Origin of the sequence: Carnobacterium sp. 1290_CSPC (assembly GCF_001053265.1) — a bacterium.
GTDB classification, from domain to species: Bacteria; Bacillota; Bacilli; order Lactobacillales; family Aerococcaceae; genus Aerococcus; species Aerococcus urinaeequi.
The window spans coordinates 1-2546 of record NZ_JVVG01000094.1; the positions used below are offsets into that span (position 1 = coordinate 1).

General features: G+C 41.1%; 3 protein-coding genes. All 3 read right to left on the bottom strand.

Translation table 11 applies throughout. The features are described 5' to 3' along the window. Positions 1-118: 118 nt before the first annotated feature. Positions 119-490 (bottom strand): general stress protein, encoded by a 372-nt coding sequence (locus AC973_RS08365; protein ID WP_048729536.1) that lies wholly within the window; start codon positions 488-490, stop codon positions 119-121. Positions 491-578: 88 nt separating this feature from the next. Further along, entirely contained in the window at positions 579-1340 is a 762-nt protein-coding gene (locus AC973_RS08370) for an NAD-dependent epimerase/dehydratase family protein (protein WP_048729538.1), read from the bottom strand. 232 nt (positions 1341-1572) lie between these two features. Beyond that, on the bottom strand, positions 1573-2546 hold a 974-nt coding region (locus AC973_RS08375), incomplete at its 5' end, for a DNA/RNA non-specific endonuclease (protein ID WP_349675144.1).

The following is a 2546-nucleotide window of genomic DNA, read 5'->3' on the forward strand; positions in this document are numbered from 1 at the left end:
AAGATCGTCACATCCGAGGAGGCTCATTGTCAAGGACAATCGGAATAGCATACGGAAAGAAGTTCTGCACCTTATAAAATTTGTCAAAAAAACTGTTGCCATTTCATTATTTAAGTTGTCATTTATTTATAGTATTGTCAGCCTCCTCGTTTACTAAGATTACTACAGCTCCCGCATTAATTTCTTTATTAAAAGAGAATAGTGGCTTTGTTTCCGTCTGTGTGGAACCTGTGAAGTCACTTGCTTCTTTCTTTTGATTCATTTTTACAAAAATCCCTTTAACTTTTTCCCATATAGAATCTTCAATATCTTTCTTTGTACGAGAGTGTATAGTTACATCTGCATCTACTATGTCACTAAAATTACCATATATATCTGCGTTTGCTATAACCGTTATATCAGAAGAGGAAAAACCTTGATTCTTAAGCCGCTCAATAGCAAGGCTAGCATCTTCCGACGTTGCATAAAGTCCTTCTATAACTTCTCCCATAAGGTCCCCCTCAATACGTAGTAAACTTAACAAGTGAAATATGGATTCTTATATACAGCAGCGCTCTTTTTTGGAGAATTTGATAGAATTAATCTCTATTTTCGTCAGTAAAGAAGCCCTGCAGTGCAAAGGCATCATCACGTGGCTGGTAACTGATGGCTGTCCCTGCCTGTGAAATGTCTAGACGCGGGAATCTATTATTCGACAACCCATTAACCAATAAAAACGGTTCAGTCAGCGTAACCCTGATAGCGCATTCAACTAGGTGGCAAAGGTCTCGCGGGGAAAGGTATTCGGACAGCCCGGATTCATCAACAATCGGGTCATGAAGGTTTTCATTGAAATTACCAATACGAATGCCAATTGATTCTTGCCCTTCTATAAAGGCGAAATAGCTGGCAAGGCTTTCTTGGTAGACTTTTGAGACACCGTACAGATCTCCTGGCCGGACTGGATCATCGACAGACACTTGCACATTTTTCGGATAGGCATTTACAGCATGAATAGAGCTTGCAAAGATAATCCGCTTAACGAAGTTCTCGTTCTTTGAGGCTTCTTTGAATAAATAGTAAGGCATCTTGTAATTCATTTCAATCAATGAATCATCAAACGCAGCATTGGGGGAAGGATTACCCGCTAAGTGGATAACATAGTCGATTCCTTCTAATAGACCCTCCCAATTTTCGCTAACGGTCAAGTCGAGCTCTTTGACGATAGTGCCCTTCAAAAGCTCCGGTCTAACGTCATAGAAATTGATATCCACCAAAGTCAACTCGTAACTCTTTTTAAGATGGTTTACTAAGACTTTGCCTATGTTACCGCTTGCGCCGGTGATCATAATCTTGTCCATGGTGTAACCTCCTTGTTTTTAATAGAACAAACATCGTAGTTATTCACATGAATTACTTTTCTCTAACTTTATGAAACCTCTCAGAAAAAGTCAAAAGATAACCTTTGCAAGGGCGATAGTATAGCTAAAAAATATAAGGTTATACTTAGTGGATTATAATTTTTAGAAACTGACTCGCAATGCACTGATTTTTACCGACTACGTATGAGTTATTTTATGAGATTTCTAACAGCTATTCGCCGACTTGTCTATCCCCATCTCGGTCATCCATGTACGGATACAACCAATGATCACTATAAATGGGCATAGCGTACCCTGCATTTTTTGCTTCTTGGATCGTGACTTGGCCATTGCCGTTCGTATCTACAGCAGATACATCTCCTCCAGCAGTCTCGGTGGGTGCAGCGAATGTTGCTATTCCGGAACTGCCAGAAGGTGAGCTATCTTCTCTTGTTAGCCCTTGTGCTGCGTTGTATTCATCTGGGTTAATATTTTGGAATTCATCTACTACTTGGTACCCATTAATCTTATACGTGTATTTATAAGAACTTGGAACCTGTGTAGTTGTATCTGGATAGGTAATGATAGCCTCAAAATTAGTAGCCCCACCTGCTTGCACAATGTTTCGTTCCATATAAGCCTGATCCCCGTGACGGTTCAGCACACTGTCTTGTGGAGTAATATTATAGGCATTGGACACACCCCCTAAGGAGTCGGCGATGACGTGCCCTTGATCAAGATTTGAATTCTCTGTACCCGAAACGTTTGCTTCGTCATCGTAATAGCGTCCGTTGGAATTAACCGGTTCAGTGGCATCATCTTGCAAAATGATTTCTGCTGCAACAACCCGAACCAATTGCCCAAATTCATTTGTGTAGGCCCAGTATTCCCTGTCACCAAAACCGATATCAACGACTACATTTGCTGCACGATATCCTGACAATTCCCCTCCATATACTTCGATTAATGCATAGCCATCAAAATATACCGACGGTTGGGGTTCGGCACTTTCAGAAGCACCTGAAGGAACTACCGACTCTGAATATACTTCTTCATTTTCTTTACTTTCTTTCGTATCGGTAACCACAGAAGCCACCTCAACGCTAGATTTGATAGAACTGGGCGCCCTTATTTCTTCTGTTACTGCTTCGGTTGCACGGTACACTTGGCTACGAGACACCGGTTGGTTACCGTAACCAGAAATTG